The following is a 20,752-nucleotide window of genomic DNA, read 5'->3' as shown; positions in this document are numbered from 1 at the left end:
CACGGGGCCTGGAACTGGTGCGCGCAACCGGCCCGGTCTGCGCGTGGCGGCGATGTCGGTGCCGCCCTGCCGTTTTCTCGCTGTCATTCCGAACCGAAGGTGAGGAACCTGCTTGTCTTGCAGTGGGGCGAACAGCAGGTTCCTCGCTTGGCTCTGGATGACGGCATCTACGCCTAGAACTTGCCGTAGTAACCCTCTTTCAGCGCATCGAACAGGTTCGCGGCCGAGTGCATCTCGCCGTCGTACTCGATCTGCTCGTTGCCCTTGACCTCGACCACGCTGCCGTCCTCGAGCTCGAAGCGGTACAGGGTGTTTTCCAGGTCGGCTTCCTTGACCAGCACGCCCTGGAAGGCGGCCGGGTTGAAGCGGAACGTGGTGCAGCCCTTCAGGCCCTGCTCGTGGGCGTAGCGGTAGATGTCCTTGAAGTCCTCGTACGGGTAGTCGGTCGGGACGTTCGCGGTCTTGGAGATCGAGCTGTCGACCCACTTCTGCGCCGCGGCCTGCACGTCGACGTGCTCCTTCGGGCTGATGTCGTCGGCGGAGATGAAGTAGTCGGGCAGCTGGCCTTCGGCGTCCTGCGCGAACGGCATTGCCTTGGCGTTGACCAGCTCGCGGTAGGCGAGCAGCTCGAACGACCAGACGTCGACTTTTTCCTTCGACTTCTTGCCTTCGCGGATCACGTTGCGGCTGTAGTGGTGGGCGAAGCTCGGCTCGATGCCGTTGGAGGCGTTGTTGGCCAGGCTCAGCGAGATCGTGCCGGTCGGCGCGATCGAGCTGTGGTGGGTGAAGCGGGCGCCGACCTCGGCCAGCTCCTCGACCAGCTCCGGCGCGACTTCGGCCACGCGCTGCATGTAGCGGCTGTACTTGGCGTGCAGCACCTTGCCTTCGATCTGCTGGCCGAGCTTCCAGCCGTCGGCGACCATCTCCGGGCGCTGGCGCAGCATCGCGGCGGTGACCTCGAAGCGCTCCTCCATGATCGGCGCGGCGCCCTTTTCCTTCGCCAGCGCCAGACCCATCTCCCAGCCGGCGACCGCCATCTCGCGGGCGACGGCTTCGGTGAACTCGCACGAGGCCTGGGAGCCGTACTTCATCTGCAGCATGGTCACGGTGCTGCCCAGACCCAGGAAGCCCATGCCGTGGCGGCGCTTGCGCATGATCTCGTTGCGCTGCTGCTCCAGCGGCAGGCCATTGACCTCGACCACGTTGTCGAGCATGCGGGTGAACACGCGCACGACTTCCTTGTATTCCTCCCAGTCGAACGTCGCCTGCTCGGTGAACGGGTTGCGCACGAACTTGGTCAGGTTGACCGAGCCCAGCAGGCAGGCGCCGTACGCCGGCAACGGCTGCTCGCCGCAGGGGTTGGTGGCGCGGATGTTCTCGCACCACCAGTTATTGTTCATCTCGTTGACGCGGTCGATCAGGATGAAGCCCGGCTCGGCGTAGTCGTACGTCGAGACCATGATCATGTCCCACAGGTGCCGGGCGCGGATGTGACCGTAGATCTTGCAGGCGACCAGCCCGTCTTCGCGGGCGATGTAGTTCTTGTGGGTCGGCCACTCGCGCCAGACCACCTTGGACGCGTCGTCGAGGTCGAGCTCGCCGCGTTCCTTGATGTTGACCGGGAACACCATCGGCCAGTCGGCGTCGGTCTTGACCGCGTCCATGAAGCCGTCGGTGATCAGCAGCGACAGGTTGAACTGGCGCAGGCGGCCGTCTTCGCGCTTGGCGCGGATGAAGTCCTTGACGTCCGGGTGCGACACGTCGAACGTGCCCATCTGCGCGCCGCGGCGGCCACCGGCCGAGGACACGGTGAAGCACATCTTGTCGTAGATATCCATGAACGACATCGGCCCGGACGTGTACGCGCCGGCGCCGGCGACGAACGCGCCGCGCGGGCGCAGCGTCGAGAACTCGTAGCCGATGCCGCAACCGGCCTTAAGCGTGAGGCCTGCCTCGTGGACCTTCTCGAGGATGCCGTCCATCGAGTCTTCGATGGTGCCGGACACGGTGCAGTTGATCGTGCTGGTCGCGGGCTTGTGCTCGAGCGCGCCGGCATTGGAGGTGATGCGGCCGGCCGGGATCGCGCCGCGGCGCAGCGCCCAGGCGAAGCGCTCCATCCAGTACTGCTGCAGCTCGGGCGTAGGCTCGGCCTCGGACAGCGCGCGGGCGACGCGCAGGTATGTGCCGTCGATGTCGGCGTCGATCGCCTCGCCCGACTTGCTCTTGAGCCGGTACTTTTTGTCCCAGATATCCTGGGACGCGGGCTGCATCGGAATTTCGCGGGTCGGGCCGGCCCGGTTTGAATCGTCCGTGTTGTTCATCTTGACCGCCTCGAGGCGCACCGTGCTCATGCCTGTCCTGTCTCCTCGTCGTGGCGACGGGTCGCGCCCGCCGCCGATGGTTCTAATAAGTTGTGTAGTGTCCGCGGCGCCCCAACGGGAGCGTCGACGGCACGGCCCGCGATCGCGTCATCCGCGCCGCGTGGTCCGCTGGTGTCAGGTGGCCGGTTCCAGGTCGCGCTCAGCTGCTGCTCGTTGCGTCACACGCCACTCCCCAGAGGCGCCCAACCCACCCAAGCAACCCCTACGCTTGGGCTCCCGTCGCGGCGCCAACCACAAGATGTAGTGGCGGAGCGAGGGACTCAAGCTACCCCCGGCATTTGGTGAAGTCAACGGCTTTCTGATGGTCGTCACGCTTGACTGCGGCGGCATCCAGCCAACGCCCCCGGCGGCATTGGGTTGTACGGTGTGGCGCCCGGCGCCGCCTGCCTGGGGCCCGACTTCATCGTGTATTTAGCGGCCGCCTTCGACACTGGGCCGGACACCCAGTCGCGCACTTGCCAGTCGCGCACTTGATTGCCGGACGCGGCGTCGCAAGAGTGCGTTGTCGACCAGCACGCCCGATCAACCCGAGACACACGCCCCCATGCCGATGACCACCCCCACCAAGACCCTGCTGGCCCTGTCTCTGGCCGCCGCGTTCGGCGGCTTTGCCGCGACCGCGATCCGCGACGGCCTGGACAGCCCCGCGCAGGCCGCGCCCGCCGCGGCCGCGCTGCCGCCGACCGTGGCCGCGCTGCCGGCCGCGGTCGGGAGCACGCCGCTGCCCTCGCTGGCGCCGATGCTGGCGCGCGTGACCCCGGCGGTGGTCAGCGTGCACACCAAGCAGCGCGTGCGGGTCAGCCCGTTCGGCAACGACCCGATGTTCCGGCGCATGTATCCCGAGTTGTCGCAGGAGCGCATCAACGAGTCGCTGGGCTCGGGCGTGATCGTCGATGCGGGCAAGGGCCTGGTCCTGACCAACCACCACGTGATCGAGGGCGCGGACGAGGTCTCGGTGACGTTGGCCGACGGCCGTACCTTGAAAGCCGACTTCGTTGGCTCCGACCCGGACACCGACATCGCGGTGATGAAGATCGCCGCGCAGGGCCTGAGCGCGCTGCCGTTGGCCGACTCGAGCAAGCTGCAGGTCGGCGATTTCGTGGTTGCGGTCGGCAACCCGTTCGGGATCGGGCAGACGGTGACCTCGGGGATCGTTTCCGCGGTCGGCCGCATGGGGCTGCGCGGGCTGGGCTACCAGAACTTCATCCAGACCGACGCCTCGATCAACCCGGGCAATTCCGGCGGCGCGCTGGTCAACCTCCACGGCGAGCTGATCGGCATCAACACTGCCAGCTTCAACCCGCGCGGCAGCATGGCCGGCAACATCGGCCTGAGTTTCGCGATCCCGACCAGCCTGGCGCGCACGGTGATGGAACAGCTGGTCGCGACCGGCGAGGTGCGGCGCGGCACGCTCGGGCTGGAGGCGCAGGACCTCGACGCGCGCCTGGCGCAGGGCCTGAAACTGGGCGATGCGCGCGGCGCGGTGGTGACGCGGGTGTTCGCCGGCAGCGCCGCGGCCGCGGCCGGGGTGAAACCCGGCGACGTGATCATCGCCGCCAACGGCCAGCGCATCGACGACCATAACGCGCTGCGCAATTTCGAAGGCCTGCAGGCGGTCGGCAGCCGCGTGACGCTGGACGTGCGGCGCGACGGCAAGCCGCTGCAGCTGGTCGCCGGCCTGCGCGAGCAACCCAAGTCGTTCGCCGGCGCCGAACTCGACCCGCGCCTGGGCGGCGCGACGTTCGCCGAACTGCCCGAGCGCTTGCGCCAGTCCGGCGCGGCCGGCGTGCTGGTCGAGGCGGTCGCGCGCGGCAGCCGCGCGGCGGGCAACGGCCTGCAGGCTGGCGACGTGGTGGTCGCGGCCAACGCCGGCCGCTTCAGCGACCTGTCCGGCTTCCGCGCGAGCTTCACACGCGCTCCGGCACAGTTGATCCTGCGCATCGTGCGCGGCAACCGGCAGGGCGACCTGCCGATGCAATGACCCCGGAGCGAGCGTCGAACCCGACGATCGCCCCCACCAGAGGAATGCTGCAATGACCCCCACTACGACCGACGCCATGAAGAGCAACCTCGGCGAAGCCGGCTCCCACCTCAAGCAGGCGGCCCTGGACACCGGCGGGGCGCTCAAGGGCGCGGCCGTTGCCGCCGGCGAGGAACTGAAACTGGGCAAGGCCCACGTCAAGTCCGACCTGGCCGACAGCGCGCTGGCCGGGATCGCCGCGGCCGAGCAGGCCGGCGGCGCCGCGCGCGAGCAGATGGACGCGCTGATGGATAAGAGCCGCGACCTGATCGACAGCGCCGCCGAGCTGGTGCGCGAGCGCCCGCTGGCGTCGTTCGGGGTCGCGTTCGCGGCCGGCTACCTGATCGCCAAGCTCGCGCGCAGCGGCAACAAGTAAGCCACGGCGATGAGCGACGCGGGGGGCGAGCGCGAACCACCCACCGGCCCCGGCCCCATCCCGGGACCGGTGCCGGATCCGGCGCCGGCGCCACCGCCGGACCTCGGCGAATCGCTGCGCGACGTCGCCGCAGCCGGGCGCGCCGGGCTGGGCGCCGCCGGCGATGCCGCCAAGGCGTTCCGCACGCTGCTCTCGGCCGACATCTCGCTCGCGCGCAGCGCGTTCGGGCGCACCCTGGCGCTCACCGGCGTCGCGATCGCGTTCGGCGCCTCGGCCTGGTTGTTGCTGATGGCGGCGTTGATCGTGTTCCTCAGCCGCACGCTGGCGTGGCCGTGGACGGTGTCGCTGCTGGTGACCGCGTTGCTGAGCCTGGCGATCACCGTGTTCGCGGGCTGGCAGTCGATGCGCTACTTCGAGCACACCCGCCTGCAGGCCACGCGCCGGCAGCTGGCACGGCTGGGCATCGGCGAGCTGGCCGACTTCACCCCGGAACCCGGTTCGCCCGCCTCGACCCGCGAGGTCACCGAGAACGCGCCGCCGGTCACGCGCGACGGCGAACCGGTCAAGGGCGAACAGGGCATCGACGTGACCCCGCCATGACGTTGCAACGCCCGACCCCGAGCTGGACCACGCGCGCAGGCCGTCCATGAGCTTCGACAAACTGATCAACAAGGTGACCCAGGCCGAGAACGCGCTCGAGGCGCGCGAGCGCCGCGTCAGCGACAGCATGGACCGGTTCAAGGTCGCGTGGCGCGCGGGCTGGACCCCGGGTCGGATCGTGATCGCGGGGCTGGTCACCGGCTTCCTGGTCGGCCGCGCCGAACCGCTGCGCAGCGCCGCCCGCGGCGGCGGCCTGGTGCAGGTGGTGACGATGCTCTCGGGCCTGTTCGCCGGCGGCAGCGCCCAGGTCGCGGCGGGCGAAGCCCAGCACGCCGCGCGCAACGCCGAGCAGGTCGCCGACGCCGTCGCGCCGGGTTCGCTACCGGGCGGCCCGCTCGACGCCCAGGCCCGCGAAGCCGACGCCCTCGCTCGCGAAGCCGCCGACGTGCACGCTGCGCGCTCCGCGTTCGCTTCCACCGACTCTTGACCCGCCAGGCGCCTGCCATGTCCTCCACCCAAACGCCGGCCACCCTGGCCGACGCCGCGCGCGCCGAAGCCCCCGAGGCGGTCACCGCCGCGCCCGTCGCACCGCGGCCGCGCTCGTCCACCGCGGCGCTGGTGCTGGCCACGCTGGCGGTCGGCGCGGTCCTGTGGGCGACCCAGGGCCTGATCCTGCCGGTGCTGCTGGCGATGTTCTTCGCGCTGGTCGGCAACCCGATCATCCGCGGCCTGCAGCGGCTGTACGTGCCGCGCTTCGTCGGCGCGCTGATCGTGCTGCTCGGCGGCCTGGCGCTGGCCGGCGCGCTCGGCAACCAGCTGGTCGAGCCGGCCGGCGAGTGGGTGCGGCAGGTGCCGCGCGAGATGCGCTCGCTGGCGCCAAAGCTGCGCGCGATGGCCAAGCCGATGCAGGACGCCAACAAGGCCGCGCAGAACATCGCACGCGCCGCCGGCGGCGAGGGCTCGCAGCAGGTCGAGGTGGTCCGCACCGAGGTCAACGACCCCTACAAGACCCTGACCACCACCCCGCGCCTGATCGCCTCGGTGCTGGCGGTGGTGCTGCTGACATTCTTCTTCATGGTCTACGGCGCCAACCTGCAGCGCAACGCGCTGGCGCTGCTGCCCAACCGCCAGCAGAAGAAACTCACGGTCGACATCCTGCAGTCGATCGAGCGCGAGATCTCGCGCTACGTGCTGACCATCAGCGTGATCAACGCGGTGGTCGGGCTGGTGTTCGCCGGCGCGCTGTACGCGTTGAAGGTGCCGCTGCCCGAGGCGCTGCTGTGGGGCACGATGGCGGCGATCCTCAACTTCGCGCCCTACGTCGGGCCTCTGATCGGCATCATCGTGATGCTGCTGATGGGCTTCGTCGCGTTCGACGACTGGCACGCGCTGGTACCGGCCGGCATCTACCTGGCGCTGCACACGCTGGAAGGCCAGATCCTCACCCCGATCGTGCTCGGCCGGCAGATGCGCCTGTCGCCGCTGGTGCTGATCCTGGCGCTGATGGTGTTCGGCTGGCTGTGGGGCATCATCGGCCTGCTGCTGGCGGTGCCGCTGCTGGTGTGCGTGAAGCTGGTGCTGGCGCGCATCGAGGGGATGGATGGGTGGGCGAAGTTGCTGGAGTGATGGGCGTGGCTCAGAACGCGATGCGCATGGCGAAGACCGCGCCGTAGCTCCATGCGCCGTCGCCGGCGGCGACAGCGCGGCCGGCGCGAAACCCGGAGAGGACGCCGAAGAACTCGACGCGCTCCCATTCCTCTACCGCCAGCACCAGGTCGAGCGCACTGCCCAGGTCGCGGTGAACCGCGTCCAGTTCGAGCTCCAGCCGGGCGTCGCGCAGCGACTCGGCCGGGTGGTGGAGCCGGTAGCGGTGATAGACCACGTCCAGCGAGCTGGCGCGCAGCAACGACAGCCCCGCACCGACGGTGTCCACCCGCAGGTTCGCCAGTTGCGGTGCCAGCAGCACACCGTAGTGCGGGTAGCGCTGCACGCCGCCGAAGCCGGCTTCGTTGGCGTGCAGGGTGGTCTGCCGGAAGCCGCGATCGCGGTCGTCGCCGGCATCGTCGACAGCGGCATCACCGGAGCCGAACGCGACACCGGCGAACAAGCGCGGCTCGCCGGCGAGCGGCAACAGCCAGGTGAGCCCGGCATCCAGTGCGTGGCCACGCACCCGATGTTGCGTCACCACGACGACCTCGCTTTGCCGCGGCGTCAGCGCCTGGTACTCGGCCAGGCGTTCCGTGCCGCGCACCCGTGCCGCATCGAGCCAGTAACCGACGATGCCGGCGCGCCGGAACTCGACCGCGCCGATCGCCCGCGCGCCCAGCCAGGTCAGGCGGGCATCGGACTCGTCCTCGCGTTCGGCCGCCACCGTCCGCCCGGGCGACTCGCTCCGCGATCGGTCGCGCTGCCGCAGCGCGAACAGCTGCAGCGCGTGGTTGGGCGCCCAGTCCCACGACGCTTCCGCGATCAGGCGTTGCACGCGGTCGTGCTCGGGATCGACGAAGTCGCGATCGGACCGGTTCGGCCCGAGTTCGCGCGCGAACGCCAGCGCGAACTCGACGCGCTCGCCTTCGAACGCGATGCGGACAGCGTCGAGTTCCTCGTCCCACCACCAGCGCCGATCGTCCTCGAAGTCGAGCCGGCCCAGGTCGAGATCGATGCCGGAGCCGCCGATGTCCTCGCTGTACAGCCACATCTCGCCGCGTTCGAGGTAGCGCTCGGAAATCTGCATGTAGTCGCCGACGCGCAGGTCCTCCTCCGCCGCCAACCGTAGCTGCGCGAACACCGACAGCGGCTTGCCGACGCTGTAGAACGCCTCGGCCTCGAGCCCGAGTTCCAGCAGCGCGCGATCGTCCCGGCCGGGTGCGTCGACGGCGCGGTACGGCCGCAGCAGGCCCGCCTCGAGTTCGACCTCGCCGCCGAGGACCAGGGGCCGCCCGGCCACGTCGACACTGATCGGATCGCGCGGACGGCGCTTGTCCTCGCGCTCGGTGAGCCGCTGTTGCAACGCCTCGTCCTCGCCCTCGTCGAGCGCGGTCGCCGCCTGCGGCGGCGGTTGCGCGCCGGCGGGCGCCAGCGCGAACGCCAGCACGAGCAGGCCGCTGGCGGCCCATCGCGAGGCAGCGGTTCGCTTGTCGCGCCATCGCTTGCCGCGTCGCGCCATGCCCGTCCCTTGATTGCCCCGCGATCGCCGCTTTCTCGGCAATCCGCGCTACTGCACGCCCTCGATCGGCGCCAGCAGGTCTTCCAGGAAGAACGCCGAAAGCGCGGTGCGGCCGGTCAGCCCGGCCTTGGCGTACACCGCGCGCGCCTGTTCGCGCACGGTGCGCTCGCTGACGCTGCGGACCTGGGCGATCTCCTTGCTGCTCAGGCCCTTGAGCAGCAGCAACGCCACCTCGCGTTCGGCCTCGGTCAGGTTCCAGCGCGAAAACTGGGTTTCGATCGCGGCGCCGAGACCGTCGAGGTAGGTGCGCGCTTCCGAGCGCCAGCGCTGCCCCTGCACGCGCGCGAGCTCGAGATCGCGCAGCACGTGCAGCTGTTCGTCGCGCTGGCGTTGCGCCACCCGGAACAGCAGCGCGACCCCGACACTGGTCATCACCACCGGCGCGATCGACACCAGCTCCAGCAGCATCTGCACCGGCCTCATCTCCGGCTCGTCGAACCATTCGAGCCCGACGAACAGGACGACGCCAAGGATCACCGCGACCACGGCCCAGGCCCGGGTGCGGGTGTCGATCAGTTCGTTCATGGCCCCGGCTCCTGGCTGGTAATGGGACCGCTGGCCACCCGGCCCCGGGTCGCCGGGTGGGCGGCGGCGCCAGCCCGCACGCGCCGCGCGCGCACGGGTTGGATCCTCGGCAGGCATCACGCTACGCACCGGGTTGCGGCCTGGCAATGCCCGCGCCGGTCTGGCCGTGCGGTCCCTGGCGCTGCGCCGACCACGCCTCAGCGGATCGTGAAGCAACTCTCGATCGCGGTCTGGTTGCCGTTCACGCCGCGCACCTGGATCTCGAACTTCAAGTCCCGGGCGCGATCGGCGAGCTCCGCCGGCACGGTGAACCGGGTCACGTTCGGGGGCAGGTCAAGGCTGAACTTGTGGAACGGCGCCGTGCGCAGCTCGGCAAAGACCTGATACCTCGACACTTGCAAGGGCCCTGCCTTGCCGATGGTCGGATGCGAGGCGGTCACCGCGCTCCAGCTGATGACCACGGGCTTGCGCACGGCCGGCAACGCCGCATCGCAGTTGATCGCCGCGGCGATGCCGGACACCCGGACATTGCCCGGCGGTGCGGGCAGGACGTGGCTGAGCACGGCGGTGCTTTCCATCTCGTCGCCTTCCAGGGTGATGCCGGAGATCTCGTACCTGCCGGCGGGAAAGCGCTTGAAGAATTCCGCCGGCGGCAACTCGTCGAAGCTCGGCTCGGCGCTTTCGAAGAACAGCTGGGTCATGCCTTGCTTGGCCAGGCGTCCGCTCGGCATCACGTCGAGGATCACGCGCTCGGAGGGGTCCTCGATCTCGAGCATCTGCCACGGCTCGCCGTCGATCGAGGAATGGATGCCCAAGTCGCCATCGGTGTCGTTAAGTTCGAAGAAGATCTGCGCTTCGCTGAAGGGGATTTCGGGCCCGGCCCAGGCCACTGGCGCGGCCGATGCGGCGACAACCGCCGCCAGGGCGATCGAAAGAGCCGTGAACTTTCTGTTATGCGATTTCTGTCTGTTAGGCCATTTCATCTTCGCTGCTCCTGTCTGCGTTTCCACGGGGAGGACAAAGGCAGCCGGCGCCCATCGGTGCTGACGCGATCCGCGCGCTTTTCAGCGGCTGCCGTGGCCTCAACTACGCCGACGGGGGCGAATGTCCATCGGAGGTTTGACGTACGTCGGCGGCAAGCCCCTGGATACGCGGTGTACAGCGCCCTGCCGGCGGACCGCACTCAAGCCCGGGCCACGATCGCTGGCACCGGCCCGGCCGAGCGCCGCGGCGGGCCGAGCGGCTAAACTGCGGCGGTGCACGCCTTTCCCGTCCGCGCCATCACCCTCGACCTCGACGACACGATCTGGCCGATCGCGCCGGTGATCGTGCGTGCCGAGACCGCGCTGGGCGACTGGCTGCGCGAGCACGCGCCGCGCACCGCGGCGCGTTGGCCGGTCGCGGCGATGCGCGCGCTGCGCGACCGGGTCGCCGCCGAGCACCCGCAGCTCGCGCACGACTTCACCCGGCAACGGATGATCACGCTGGAGCGCATGATCGGCGAGGCCGGCGACGACCTCGCCCTGGTCGCGCCCGCGTTCGATGCGTTCTTCGCCGCGCGCTGCGACGTGCAGCACTACGACGACAGCCTCGATGCGCTCGACCGGCTCGCCGCGCGCGTGCCGCTGGCCGCGCTCAGCAACGGCAACGCCGACCTGGCGCGCATCGGCCTGATGCACCTGTTCGCGTTCCAACTTGGCGCGCGCGAGCACGGCGCGGCCAAGCCGGCGCCGAGCATCTTCCTGGCCGCGTGCCGGCAGCTGGGCTGCGAGCCGGTGCAGGTGCTGCACGTCGGCGACGACGTCGAGATGGACGTGGTCGGCGCGCACCGCGCCGGCCTGCGCAGCTGCTGGATCAATCGCCCGGACGAAGCCGGCGACACCCGCCCGTGGCCGCGCGACGACCTGCGCCCCGACCTCGAATTCACCACCCTCGCCGCGCTCGCCGACTGGCTCGACGCGGCCCACGCCACGGACACCGCCGCCGCATGAACCTGCCGCAGGGCTTCACCGACTCCGCCACCGACGCGCTGCCGCTGCACGTCGTCAGCCGCGCGTCGCTCGCCGCCTGGCGCGCGACGCAGACGCCCACGATCGTCGCGTGGCTGGACGCGCAGGGGTTCGACGCCACCGCGGGCACGGTGCTGACGCTGCCGGCCGCCGATGGCGGCCTCGCCGGCGCGGTGGTCGCTATCGGCGATCCGCTTGATCCCTACTGCTACGCGCATGCACCGTTCGCGCTGCCGCCCGGCTCCACCTGGAAGCTCGCCGTCGCGCCCGAACCGGCGGCGCTGGCCGCGCTGCAGCTGGGCTGGGGCCTGGGCTGCTACCGCTTCAGCCGCTACAAGCCGTGGCCGCGCGTGCCGGCGCAACTGGCGATCGCCGGCGACCACGCGGAAGTCTTCGACCAGCTCGCCGCCTGCGTGCGCGTGCGCGACCTGGTCAACACCCCGACCGAGCACATGGGCCCGGACCAGCTCGAGCAGGTCGCCTGCGAACTGGCCGAACGTTTCGGCGCGACCATCGCCGTGGTCAGCGGCGAGGACCTGATCACCCGCAACTTCCCGGCGATCCACGCCGTCGGCCGCGCCTCGCACCGCGCGCCGCGGCTGATCGAGCTGCAGTGGGGCAACCCGGCCCACCCGCACGTCGCGATCGTCGGCAAGGGCGTGTGCTTCGACACCGGCGGCCTCGACCTCAAGCCGGCCGACGGCATGCGCAACATGAAGAAGGACATGGGCGGCGCCGCGCACGCGATCGCGCTGGCCGAACTGGTGATGGCGCGCGCGCTGCCGCTGCGCATCACCCTGCTGGTGCCGGCGGTCGAGAATGCGGTCGGCCCGAACGCGTTCCGCCCCGGCGAGGTGATCGCCACCCGCGCCGGGCTTAGCGTCGAGATCGACAACACCGACGCCGAAGGCCGCGTGGTGCTGTGCGACGCGCTGACCTACGCCGGCGAGCAGCGCCCGGAGCTGATCCTGGATTTCGCCACCCTCACCGGCGCGGCGCGGATCGCGCTCGGCCCGGACCTGCCGGCGCTGTACAGCAACGACGATGCGCTTGCCCACGACTGGCTCGCCGCCGGCACCCAGCAACGCGACCCGCTGTGGCGGATGCCGCTGTGGCGGCCGTACTGGCGCTACCTGACCAGCACGATCGCCGACATCGCCAACTCCGGGCCGTCGAAGATGGCCGGCAGCGTGACCGCCGCGTTGTACCTCGAGCGCTTCGTGCCGGCAGCGCAGAAGTGGGCACACATCGACGTCTACAGCTGGAACGACGCCGACCGTCCCGGCCGCCCCGCCGGCGGCGAGGCGCAGGGCCTGCGCGCGGCGTACGCGATGTTGAAGGCGCGCTGCGGGTGATGTTGGGCGGGCTGTAGGGCGGGCCCAGGCCCGCCACCAAACATCGTCGTGGTTCGGATGGCGGGCCTGGGCCCGCCAGCAAACATCGTCGTGATTCGGACGGCGGGCCTGGGCCCGCCCTACAACCAACCCTTTTGCCGCGCCAGACGATAGGCCTCGATCCGGTTGCCGACCCCGAGCTTGCCGATCGCCTCGGACAAATAGTTGCGCACCGTGCCTTGCGACAGGTGCAGCTGCGCGGCGATCTCGCCCGCCGACAGTCCCTCGCCCGCCAGCCGCAGCACCTGGCGCTCGCGGTCGTTGAGCGGGTCGGCCTCCGACCAGGCTTCCAGTGCCAGTTGCGGGTCGATCGCGCGGCCGCCGCGCTGCACCTGGCGCAAGGCCTGCGCCAGGTGCTCGGCCGGCGCGTCCTTGAGCAGGTAGCCCGACACGCCGGCATCGAGCGCGCGGCGCAGGAAGCCGGCGCGCGCGAACGTGGTCACGATCACCACCTTGACCGGCAACCCCTGGCGCGCGATCCGCTGCGCCAATTCCAGCCCGGTTAGCCCGGGCATCTCGATGTCGGTGACCAGCACGTCGGGCTGCAGGCGCTGCAGCTCGCGCCACGCGCTCTCGCCGTCGGCGACCGCGGCCAGCACCTCGATGTCGGCTTCCATGCCGAGCAACGCCGACAACGCGCCGCGCACCATCGCCTGGTCTTCGGCCAGCAGCACTCGGATCATCGACGGCGGCCCATGGGAAAACGAACCCGCATTGTAGGAGCGGCTCGCCTGGGCATCAGTGCGAGGGCGCCACCGCCGTGGCGACATGGGCCGTCGGCGGCAGCGGCAGCCGCGCCTCGATGCAGGTGCCGCGGCCGCTGCCCGCGTCCACGCGCAGTCGGCCGCCCAGCGCTTCGATGCGTTCGCGCATCCCGGCCAGGCCGTTGCCCGGCACCAGCGCGCCGCCACGGCCGTCGTCGACGATCCGCAGCACCGCCTCTTCGCCGTCGGTTTCCAGCGTGACCTGCGCGTGCTGGGCGCGGGCGTGGCGCTGGATATTCGTCACCGCCTCGCGCAGGGTCAGCGCGAACACGGTCTCCAGTTCCGGGGTCAGCGGCACGTCGGCGCGCTGGTAGCGCAACGCGACCCCGTCGGATTCGAGCAGCAGCTTGGCCGAGGCCAGCTCCGCGGCCAGGCCGGCGGCACGGATGCCACTGACCGCGCGCCGCACCTGCGACAGCGCGTCGCGGGCGACCCGGCCAACCTCGTCGATCTCGCGGCGCGCGGCCAGCGGGTCGCGCTCGAGCAGCTTGCCGGCCAGCTCCGACTTCAGCGCGACCATCGACAGGGTGTGCCCGAGCAGGTCGTGCAGGTCGCGGCCGATGCGTTCGCGTTCGGCCAGCGCGGCCAGCCGCCGTACCTCGTCGTGAGACAGCTTGAGCTCGGCGCGCTTGCGGTTGTTCTCGATGAAGAAGTGGTTGCCGAAGAACACCGCCACCGAGATGACCGCCGTCAGCGCGAACACGAACAGCGGGTAGCGCAGCAGCAGGATCTCGACCAGGAACAGCACCAGCACCCCCGCCAGCCACGCGCTGCGCTGCCACAGCGCGCGGCCGAGGAACGCGGCGAAACCGGCGGCATAGACGATGTAGGTGTTGGCGAACGGGTTGAAGGGCAGCAGCGCGTAGCCGAGCGCGGCGATGCCGAGCATGCACGCGAGCATGCGCGCGCCGCTGCTGCGGTAACCGGCGAAGTACAGCGGCAGGAACACCAGCACCGACAGCAAGGTCGGTGCCGGCATGCCGAACCGCGCCGGGTACCAGGCGTGCGCGACGCTGTCGCCGCGGCCGGCGAAGATCAGCGGCAGCACCAGGAACACCAGGTAGCCGAGATTGAAGATCGGCATCCAGCCCAGCTGCAGGTCTTCGGGCACCAGCGCATTGCGCGCGCGCAACAAGCGGGACTGGAGCGATCGCATCAGCAGGACCTCGCGCGGTTGGTGGCCATCGGGGTGCTCAGCGTAGCTCGACGCGGTCGATGCGGAAGACGAACGCGCCCCGCGGTTGCCCGGCAGTGAACGCGACGCCGCGCAGCAGCGCCGGATCGGCGCCGGCAAAACCCGCCAGCGGCAGCCGCACTTCCTGCCACTGCGCGCCGGCGGTGAACGCCTGCATGCTCGGCATGCCCTGGGCGGACGGGCCGGAGAACAGCATTGCCTGGTATTGGCGGCCGTCGCCGCGCACCCAGAACACCAGTTCGCGGCGCTTGGAGAAGTCGACCGGCTGCATCGGCTGCGCGGCCGGGAAGAACATCATCCCGGACCACGGGAACGGCGAGCCCGGCTTGATCTCGCCCCTGACCTCGAGCGCGCCGCGCGAGCCTGCGGCGCCACCGGCGACCAGCGCGTGGCGGACCGTCGACGCCCCGCCCATCATCTGGTCGGTGGTGGGCTGCCAGCCGGTGCCGATGCGCGCGTCGATCGTGTCGCCGTCGAAGTCGCTGACCAGGGTGCCGGCCGGCGCGACGCTCGCGGCGGTGGCTGGCTTGGCGTTGGCCGCGACGTTGCGTTCGATCGCGTAGCCGTTCTTCCAGACCGTGTCGATCGCACGGGTGGCGGTGATGTCGCGGGTCGGGTCGCCGGCGACCAGCAGCAGGTCGGCGCGCTGGCCGATCGCAATCCGGCCACGATCGCTGATGCCGAAGCGCCGCGCCGGTGCCGCGGTCGCGGCGGTGAGGGCCTCGGCCGGGCTCAGGCCCGCGCGCACCAGCAATTCGAGTTCGCCATGCAGGCTCGCGCCGTGCGCGGTGCCGGGGTTGCCGGCATCGGTGCCGGCCAGGATCGTGACGCCGGCGTCGTGCAGCGCCGCCACGCTGCGCAGCGCGTTGCCAAACAGCTGGTTGCGGCTCGCGCCGGGGAAGCGCGCCTTGAGCTGGCCGGCCTGCTCGCCCGACAACTGCGGCTGCAGGCGCGGGTCGGCGGCCAGTTTCGCGCCCTCGCCGACCCCGGCCACGCTGGCCAGCACCGACAGGGTCGGCACCACGAACGCGTCGCGCGCATCGGCGGCGCGCACGAACCCGGGCGTGGCCGGCGCATCGACGAACAGGTGCACCAGGCCGTTGGCACCGGCGTCGATCGCGTGCTGGGCGTCTTGCTGGCGCGACACGTGCACCACCGCGAGCCGGTCGTTGCGGTGGGCGGCGTCGATCGCGGCGGCGACCTGCGGCGGCGTCAGCGTGGGCAGGCGCCGGTCGGCGGCGTGGGTGCTGAAGTCCTCGACGATGATCTTGATGTAGTCCGAACCTTCCGCGGCCCGCGCGGCGACGAACGCCTGCGCGTCGCCGTCGGCGGCCAGCGTCGGCACCTTCATGCCGTACTGGGTGCCGTGGCCGCCCGGCGCGGTGACCGCGGCGCCGGCCGACCACAGGTCGGCCTGCGCGGTGCGCGCCAGCGATTCGCGCTGCTGCTTGAGCGCGGGCAGGCGGTTCCAGTCGCCGAGCATGTCCAGTTCGCTGGTCACGCCGAAGCGCAACGCATCGCCCTGCGCGCTGCCCCAGCTGTGGGTGTGGGCGTCAATGAAGCCGGGTAGCAGGGTCTTGCCGCTGCCGTCGATGGTGGCGAGGCCGGCGGGGATCGCCCCGGCGCCGGCGGCGACGATGCGGCCGTCGCGCACGACGACATTGGCCCGGTCGATGACGCGCTCGCCGTCGAACACGCGCACGTTGCGGATCGCGAAGCTGTTGCCCGCGGCGGGCTTCGCCGACGGCGGCGACACGGGCGACGCGGGCGCTGTCGGGTCCTGCGCCACTACCGCAGTGGCGAGCGTGGCGACGAGGGCGGCGATGGCAGTGATTTCTGGCCAGCGTTTCATGGTTTATCCCTTTGCGTAGCAAGCGAAGACTGATTCCGGCTCCCTCCCTTGCGAAGCAGGGGAGGGCTGGGGAGGGGTGCTTCTGAACCGTCGTGCGAAAGCCAGAAGCAAGTCCCTCCCAACTCCCCTGCGCTGTGCGCAACGGGGAGGAGAAGAACACTCGGCTACCTATGACGCTTTCGCGCATCCGGTGTTACATGTCACAACCCAACCGGGCCGCAACAAACGCGCGTTTGCCTATTGCGAGCGCGACAAGCGCGCCCGGGCCAGCACGAAAAACGCGACCGTGACCACGCCCAGCACCGCCAGGTGCAGCGCCAGGCTGCCGCCGCCGTCGCGATCGACCACCTTCAGCGCGACCTGGCCCAGGTGGTAGGCCGGCCACACCGGCGCAATCTTGGCGAAGATGGCGGGCAGGATCTGCAGCGGCAGCCACAGGCCCGACAGGAACGCCATCGGCAGGTACAGGATGTTGACCACCGCCGGCGCGGCCGAACCGCTGACCCAGGCGCCGATGCACAGGCCCAGCGCGCAGAACGGCAGCACGCCGAGCACGTTGATCGCGAACAGCAGCGCCCACTGCGCCGGTTGCAGCGAGACCTTGGCCAAGCTCACGGCGATCACGGCCAGGATCAGCGAGATGATCGCCGCGAACACCATCGCCATCGCCATCTTCGCCAGCAGGTAGGCGCCCGGCGGCATCGGCAGCGCGCGCTTGAGGGTCAGGAAGCCGCGCTCGCGCTCGACCGCGACGCTTACCCCGAAGCCGAACAGCGCCGCGCCCATGATCCCGAACACGCCGTAGGTGGCCAGCAGGTAGCGGCCCATGTCGCCACCGCTGCGTCCGCCGGCCAGCACCACGCCGAACAGCACGTAGAACAGCGGCGGGAACAGCAGTGTCGGCAGCACGAACGACGGCGTGCGCAGCAGGCGCAGCAGCTCGTGCTTGGCCTCGAGCCAGTAGCAGCGCCACGGCGAGAACGACGGCGTGCGGGCGCTGGCGATCGCGACTGGTGTGGAATGGGCGATCGTGTTCATTACGCGGCCTCCTGTTGCTGGGTTGCGGACTCGGCGTTGGCCGCGTCCTGGGTCAGTTCGATGAAAGCCTCGGCCAGGCCCGCGCGCTGGACTTCGAGCTCATGCAAGCCGGCATCGAGTTCGAGCAGGCGCCGCACCACCGGCTCGGCGGCATCGACCACCAGCTCCAGCCGCTCGCCGTCGCGGCACGCGCTGCGCACCTGCGGCCAGCCCGCCACGACCTGTTCGTCGAGCGTCGACACACAGCGGATGCGCCGCTGCGCGACGTGCGCGCGCATCTGCGCCATCGGCCCAGCGGCGACCACGCGGCCGCGGTTGAGCACGACCACGCGCTCGGCGAGCGCCTCGGCCTCTTCCAGGTAATGCGTGGTCAACAGCACCGACGACCCCTGCGCGACCAGCTCGCGGATCGCGCGCCACAGGCCTTGCCGCGCCTCGATGTCCAGGCCGGTGGTGGGCTCGTCGAGGAACAGCAGCTGCGGCCGCCCGCACACCGCGAGCGCGAACTGCACGCGCCGCTGCTGGCCACCGGACAGCCGCCCGTAGCGGCGATCGAGCAGGCCGTCGAGGCCGGCCAGCGCCACGCAGTCGGCGACGCTGCGCGGATCGGGGTAGTAGCTGCGGGTGAGTTCGAGCAGTTCGCCGACGGTGTTGGTGTCGGGCAGGCCCGAGGTCTGCAGCATCACCCCGATCCGGCGCCGCGCCGCGAGCGACTGCGGCGGCTGCCCGAACAGGGTCGCGCTGCCGCTGTCGGCCGCCAGCAACCCGAGCAGCAGGCCGATCGCGGTGGACTTGCCGGCGCCGTTGGCACCCAGCAGCGCGAGCACTTCGCCCGGACGCAGCTCGAGGTCGACGCCGTCGAGCGCCGGCACCTGGCCGTAGCGCTTGCGGACATCGGACAGTTGCGCGAGCACCGCATCGTTGCCGGTCATCGGATGGCTCCTTCGGGAACAGTGGAAAGTGGGGCCATGGTCGGCCGCGCACCGTCGCCGCGGCAGTCGCAGCCGTCAGGCATCGCACATGACAAGCGTCAGGTGACTGCGGGCGATGCGATCGACTAGGCTGCGCTGCGTCTCGGGCACAGGGCCTCGCCGGTGACTCACGGTTGGCTTCAGCGCCGGCGCAAAGTGACTTCTGGCCCCTATATCGCCACGCCACCATGCCCACACTGCCCCCTTCCCGCCTTACAGTCCCCCGATGAACAACTCCGCCGACCTGCTCAAGGAACTCCGCATCGACCGCAGCGCGCCGCCGCCCGCGTCGCGGCGCGGCCTGTGGATCGCACTCGCGGCCGCCGCCGCAGTGCTGGTGCTGGCGCTGGCCGGCTGGGCGCTGTTCGGCCGCGACAACGCGGTCGAGGTGAAAACCGCGCAGGTGGTCGCGATCGGCAACGGCGGCGGCAGCGCCTCGGTGCTCGACGCGACCGGCTACGTGGTCGCGCGGCGCATGGCCACGGTGTCGTCGAAGATCACCGGCAAGGTGCGCGAGGTGCTGATCGAGGAAGGCCAGTCGGTCACCGCCGGCCAGGTCATGGCCACGCTCGACCCGATCGACGCCGACGCCCAGCGCGACCTCGCCGCGGCGCAGGTCGGCGCCGCGCGCAGCCAGATCGCCGGCGTGCAGGCGCAGCTGCGCGAGGCCGAGGCCAATGCCGCGCGCCTGGGCGGGCTGGTCAGGCAGCAGCTGGTGTCGAAGGCGCAGTACGACCAGGCCATCGCCCAGCGCGACGCGCTGCGCGCGCAGCTCAACACCGCACAGCGCAATGCGCAGGTGGCCAGCGGCGGCCTGCGCATCGCCGCGCAGGGCGTCGACAACACCGTGGTGCGCGCGCCGTTCGCCGGCGTGGTGATCGCCAAGGCCGCGCAGCCGGGCGAGATCGTCTCGCCGCTGTCGGCCGGCGGCGGCTTCACCCGCACCGGCATCGGCACGATCGTCGACATGGACTCGCTCGAGGTCGAGGTCGACGTCGGTGAGGCGTTCATCGGCCGGGTGCAGCCGAAGATGCCGGTCGAGGCCACGCTCAACGCCTACCCCGACTGGAAGATCCCGGCCGAGGTGATCGCGATCATCCCCACAGCCGACCGCGGCAAGGCCACGGTCAAGGTGCGCATCGCGCTCAAGCAGCGCGACGCGCGGATCGTCCCGGACATGGGCGTGCGGGTGAGCTTCCTGGAGAAGGCGCAGCCGGCCAACGCGGTGGCCGCGAAGCCCGGGGTGCTGGTGCCGGCGGCGGCGATCGTGTCGCGTGGCGAGGGCCAGGTCGCTTTCGTGGTCGCCGACGGAAAAGCGGAACGGCGTACGCTCAAGCTCGGCCGCACGCTCGGCGAGGATCGCGAAGTGCTCGACGGCCTCGCCGGCGGCGACACGGTGGTGCTGGATCCGCCGCAAGGCCTGGTTGATGGCACCGCGGTGCGCGTTGCGACGGATGAAGGTGATTCAGCAAGCGCTGACGCCAGCGAATAACCCGGCCGTCATTCCTGCGAAGGCAGGAATGACGAGCAAGAGAACAAACGCAACGACAGGAGCAAGGCATGTCCACCCTCGTCAGCATCAAGAACCTGCACAAGACCTACCAGCGCGGCCCGGAAACGGTCGACGTGCTGCACGGCCTCGACCTCGACATCGCCAAGGGCGACTTCGTCGCGCTGATGGGGCCGTCCGGCTCGGGCAAGACCACCCTGCTCAACCTGATCGGCGGGCTCGACTCGCCCACCGGCGGCCAGATCGAGGTCTCCGGCCAGCGCATCGACCAGCTGCGCTCCGGCCAGCTCTCGCACTGGCGCAGCCACAACGTCGGCTTCGTGTTCCAGTTCTACAACCTGATGCCGACCCTGACCGCGCAGAAGAACGTCGAGCTGCCGCTGCTGCTGACCAACCTGTCGTCGGCGCAGCGCCGCCGCAATGCCGAGATCGCGCTGGAACTGGTCGGCCTCAAGGACCGCGGCAAGCACCGTCCGTCCGAGCTGTCCGGCGGCCAGCAGCAGCGCGTGGCGATCGCGCGCGCGATCGTCTCCGACCCGACCCTGCTGATCTGCGACGAGCCCACCGGCGACCTCGACCGGCAGTCGGCCGAGGAGATCCTGAGCCTGCTGCAGATGCTCAACCGCGACCACGACAAGACCATCGTGATGGTGACCCACGACCCCAAGGCGGCCGAGTACGCGACCCATACCCTGCACCTGGACAAGGGCACGCTGGTCGAGCAGGTGCGCAACGCGGCCTGATTCGGCCCCTCCCCTTGCGAAGCAGGGGGAGATTGGGAGGGGGTTGCCTTTGACCTTCGACTGCGGCAACAGCAACAGCAACAGCAAGAGCACCCCTCCCCAACCCTCCCCTGCTTCGCAAGGGAGGGAGCAAAACGGCAAGAGGCAT

At 70.6% G+C, this 20,752-nt stretch carries 18 protein-coding genes; 9 read left to right on the top strand and 9 right to left on the bottom strand.

Annotated features, from left to right (window positions below):
• Positions 1-173: 173 nt before the first annotated feature.
• Positions 174-2,351, bottom strand: a complete 2,178-nt coding sequence (locus ACFQZQ_RS06200) for an adenosylcobalamin-dependent ribonucleoside-diphosphate reductase (protein ID WP_386811891.1) — start codon at positions 2,349-2,351, stop codon at positions 174-176.
• Between the two features lie 580 nt (positions 2,352-2,931).
• Between ACFQZQ_RS06200 and ACFQZQ_RS06195 the strand changes: the two genes are divergently transcribed.
• From ACFQZQ_RS06195 to ACFQZQ_RS06175, 5 genes are read left to right on the top strand one after another with little or no spacing between them, the layout of a single operon-like run.
• Positions 2,932-4,362, top strand: a complete 1,431-nt coding sequence (locus tag ACFQZQ_RS06195) for a Do family serine endopeptidase (RefSeq protein WP_386811889.1) — start codon at positions 2,932-2,934, stop codon at positions 4,360-4,362.
• A 52-nt stretch (positions 4,363-4,414) separates the two neighbouring features.
• The gene (locus ACFQZQ_RS06190) at positions 4,415-4,777 is read left to right on the top strand and encodes a hypothetical protein (protein WP_386811887.1); all 363 of its coding nucleotides are present in this window, start codon (positions 4,415-4,417) and stop codon (positions 4,775-4,777) included.
• A 9-nt stretch (positions 4,778-4,786) separates the two neighbouring features.
• Positions 4,787-5,377: a phage holin family protein gene (locus tag ACFQZQ_RS06185; RefSeq protein ID WP_386811885.1), complete on the top strand. Its 591-nt coding sequence runs from the start codon at positions 4,787-4,789 to the stop codon at positions 5,375-5,377.
• Positions 5,378-5,423: 46 nt separating this feature from the next.
• Positions 5,424-5,864, top strand: coding sequence for a hypothetical protein (locus ACFQZQ_RS06180; RefSeq protein ID WP_386811883.1), 441 nt, complete (start codon positions 5,424-5,426; stop codon positions 5,862-5,864).
• 17 nt (positions 5,865-5,881) lie between these two features.
• The gene (locus ACFQZQ_RS06175) at positions 5,882-7,003 is read left to right on the top strand and encodes an AI-2E family transporter (RefSeq protein WP_386811881.1); all 1,122 of its coding nucleotides are present in this window, start codon (positions 5,882-5,884) and stop codon (positions 7,001-7,003) included.
• Between the two features lie 10 nt (positions 7,004-7,013).
• Here the strand turns inward: ACFQZQ_RS06175 and ACFQZQ_RS06170 are convergent, their stop codons facing one another.
• From ACFQZQ_RS06170 to ACFQZQ_RS06160, 3 genes are all read right to left on the bottom strand, one after another.
• Entirely contained in the window at positions 7,014-8,543 is a 1,530-nt protein-coding gene (locus tag ACFQZQ_RS06170; protein ID WP_386811879.1) for an alginate export family protein, read from the bottom strand.
• Positions 8,544-8,591: 48 nt separating this feature from the next.
• Positions 8,592-9,128, bottom strand: a complete 537-nt coding sequence (locus tag ACFQZQ_RS06165; RefSeq protein ID WP_386811877.1) for a helix-turn-helix transcriptional regulator — start codon at positions 9,126-9,128, stop codon at positions 8,592-8,594.
• 197 nt (positions 9,129-9,325) lie between these two features.
• Positions 9,326-10,111: a hypothetical protein gene (locus tag ACFQZQ_RS06160; RefSeq protein ID WP_386811875.1), complete on the bottom strand. Its 786-nt coding sequence runs from the start codon at positions 10,109-10,111 to the stop codon at positions 9,326-9,328.
• A 273-nt stretch (positions 10,112-10,384) separates the two neighbouring features.
• Here ACFQZQ_RS06160 and ACFQZQ_RS06155 point away from each other — a divergent pair, with 273 nt between their 5' ends.
• Entirely contained in the window at positions 10,385-11,119 is a 735-nt protein-coding gene (locus ACFQZQ_RS06155) for an HAD family hydrolase (RefSeq protein ID WP_386811873.1), read from the top strand.
• Complete coding sequence (locus ACFQZQ_RS06150; RefSeq protein ID WP_386811871.1) at positions 11,116-12,492, top strand: leucyl aminopeptidase family protein; 1,377 nt, start codon at positions 11,116-11,118, stop codon at positions 12,490-12,492. Before ACFQZQ_RS06155 ends, ACFQZQ_RS06150 begins: the two co-directional genes overlap by 4 nt.
• Positions 12,493-12,611: 119 nt before the next feature.
• Here ACFQZQ_RS06150 and ACFQZQ_RS06145 read toward each other — a convergent pair whose 3' ends face one another.
• The 5 genes from ACFQZQ_RS06145 to ACFQZQ_RS06125 form a co-directional block, all read right to left on the bottom strand.
• On the bottom strand, positions 12,612-13,214 hold the full coding sequence (locus ACFQZQ_RS06145) for a response regulator transcription factor (protein ID WP_386811869.1): 603 nt from the start codon (positions 13,212-13,214) through the stop codon (positions 12,612-12,614).
• A 55-nt stretch (positions 13,215-13,269) separates the two neighbouring features.
• Positions 13,270-14,451: a sensor histidine kinase gene (locus ACFQZQ_RS06140; protein ID WP_386811867.1), complete on the bottom strand. Its 1,182-nt coding sequence runs from the start codon at positions 14,449-14,451 to the stop codon at positions 13,270-13,272.
• Between the two features lie 37 nt (positions 14,452-14,488).
• Positions 14,489-16,342, bottom strand: a complete 1,854-nt coding sequence (locus ACFQZQ_RS06135; protein ID WP_386811865.1) for a CIA30 family protein — start codon at positions 16,340-16,342, stop codon at positions 14,489-14,491.
• 237 nt (positions 16,343-16,579) lie between these two features.
• Positions 16,580-17,380 carry an ABC transporter permease gene (locus ACFQZQ_RS06130; RefSeq protein ID WP_386811863.1) on the bottom strand — a complete coding sequence of 267 codons (801 nt, stop codon included), beginning with the start codon at positions 17,378-17,380 and terminating at the stop codon, positions 16,580-16,582.
• Positions 17,380-18,312 carry an ABC transporter ATP-binding protein gene (locus ACFQZQ_RS06125; RefSeq protein WP_386811861.1) on the bottom strand — a complete coding sequence of 311 codons (933 nt, stop codon included), beginning with the start codon at positions 18,310-18,312 and terminating at the stop codon, positions 17,380-17,382. Before ACFQZQ_RS06125 ends, ACFQZQ_RS06130 begins: the two co-directional genes overlap by 1 nt.
• Positions 18,313-18,577: 265 nt before the next feature.
• On the opposite strand from ACFQZQ_RS06125, the gene ACFQZQ_RS06120 reads away from it, so the two are divergent.
• Together ACFQZQ_RS06120 and ACFQZQ_RS06115 are read left to right on the top strand one after the other, a co-directional pair.
• Positions 18,578-19,843, top strand: coding sequence for an efflux RND transporter periplasmic adaptor subunit (locus ACFQZQ_RS06120; RefSeq protein WP_386811860.1), 1,266 nt, complete (start codon positions 18,578-18,580; stop codon positions 19,841-19,843).
• A gap of 68 nt (positions 19,844-19,911) precedes the next feature.
• Positions 19,912-20,604 (top strand): ABC transporter ATP-binding protein, encoded by a 693-nt coding sequence (locus tag ACFQZQ_RS06115; protein WP_386811858.1) that lies wholly within the window; start codon positions 19,912-19,914, stop codon positions 20,602-20,604.
• Positions 20,605-20,752 lie beyond the last annotated feature (148 nt).

It is taken from the genome of Lysobacter koreensis, from assembly GCF_042677045.1.
In the GTDB taxonomy this organism is placed as follows: domain Bacteria; phylum Pseudomonadota; class Gammaproteobacteria; order Xanthomonadales; family Xanthomonadaceae; genus Lysobacter_K; species Lysobacter_K koreensis.
Note: the sequence above shows the minus strand (reverse complement) of the source record. Positions and strands in the feature narration are given on the sequence as shown.

Bases quoted from the DNA above. Each gene is read 5' to 3' on its own strand.
- ACFQZQ_RS06200 (WP_386811891.1), bottom strand. From the start codon at position 2,351: ATGAGCACGGTGCGCCTCGAGGCGGTCAAGATGAACAACACGGACGAT.
- ACFQZQ_RS06195 (WP_386811889.1), top strand. From the start codon at position 2,932: ATGACCACCCCCACCAAGACCCTGCTGGCCCTGTCTCTGGCCGCCGCG.
- ACFQZQ_RS06190 (WP_386811887.1), top strand. From the start codon at position 4,415: ATGACCCCCACTACGACCGACGCCATGAAGAGCAACCTCGGCGAAGCC.
- ACFQZQ_RS06185 (WP_386811885.1), top strand. From the start codon at position 4,787: ATGAGCGACGCGGGGGGCGAGCGCGAACCACCCACCGGCCCCGGCCCC.
- ACFQZQ_RS06180 (WP_386811883.1), top strand. From the start codon at position 5,424: ATGAGCTTCGACAAACTGATCAACAAGGTGACCCAGGCCGAGAACGCG.
- ACFQZQ_RS06175 (WP_386811881.1), top strand. From the start codon at position 5,882: ATGTCCTCCACCCAAACGCCGGCCACCCTGGCCGACGCCGCGCGCGCC.
- ACFQZQ_RS06170 (WP_386811879.1), bottom strand. From the start codon at position 8,543: ATGGCGCGACGCGGCAAGCGATGGCGCGACAAGCGAACCGCTGCCTCG.
- ACFQZQ_RS06165 (WP_386811877.1), bottom strand. From the start codon at position 9,128: ATGAACGAACTGATCGACACCCGCACCCGGGCCTGGGCCGTGGTCGCG.
- ACFQZQ_RS06160 (WP_386811875.1), bottom strand. From the start codon at position 10,111: ATGAAATGGCCTAACAGACAGAAATCGCATAACAGAAAGTTCACGGCT.
- ACFQZQ_RS06150 (WP_386811871.1), top strand. From the start codon at position 11,116: ATGAACCTGCCGCAGGGCTTCACCGACTCCGCCACCGACGCGCTGCCG.
- ACFQZQ_RS06145 (WP_386811869.1), bottom strand. From the start codon at position 13,214: ATGATCCGAGTGCTGCTGGCCGAAGACCAGGCGATGGTGCGCGGCGCG.
- ACFQZQ_RS06140 (WP_386811867.1), bottom strand. From the start codon at position 14,451: ATGCGATCGCTCCAGTCCCGCTTGTTGCGCGCGCGCAATGCGCTGGTG.
- ACFQZQ_RS06135 (WP_386811865.1), bottom strand. From the start codon at position 16,342: ATGAAACGCTGGCCAGAAATCACTGCCATCGCCGCCCTCGTCGCCACG.
- ACFQZQ_RS06130 (WP_386811863.1), bottom strand. From the start codon at position 17,380: ATGAACACGATCGCCCATTCCACACCAGTCGCGATCGCCAGCGCCCGC.
- ACFQZQ_RS06125 (WP_386811861.1), bottom strand. From the start codon at position 18,312: ATGACCGGCAACGATGCGGTGCTCGCGCAACTGTCCGATGTCCGCAAG.
- ACFQZQ_RS06120 (WP_386811860.1), top strand. From the start codon at position 18,578: ATGAACAACTCCGCCGACCTGCTCAAGGAACTCCGCATCGACCGCAGC.
- ACFQZQ_RS06115 (WP_386811858.1), top strand. From the start codon at position 19,912: ATGTCCACCCTCGTCAGCATCAAGAACCTGCACAAGACCTACCAGCGC.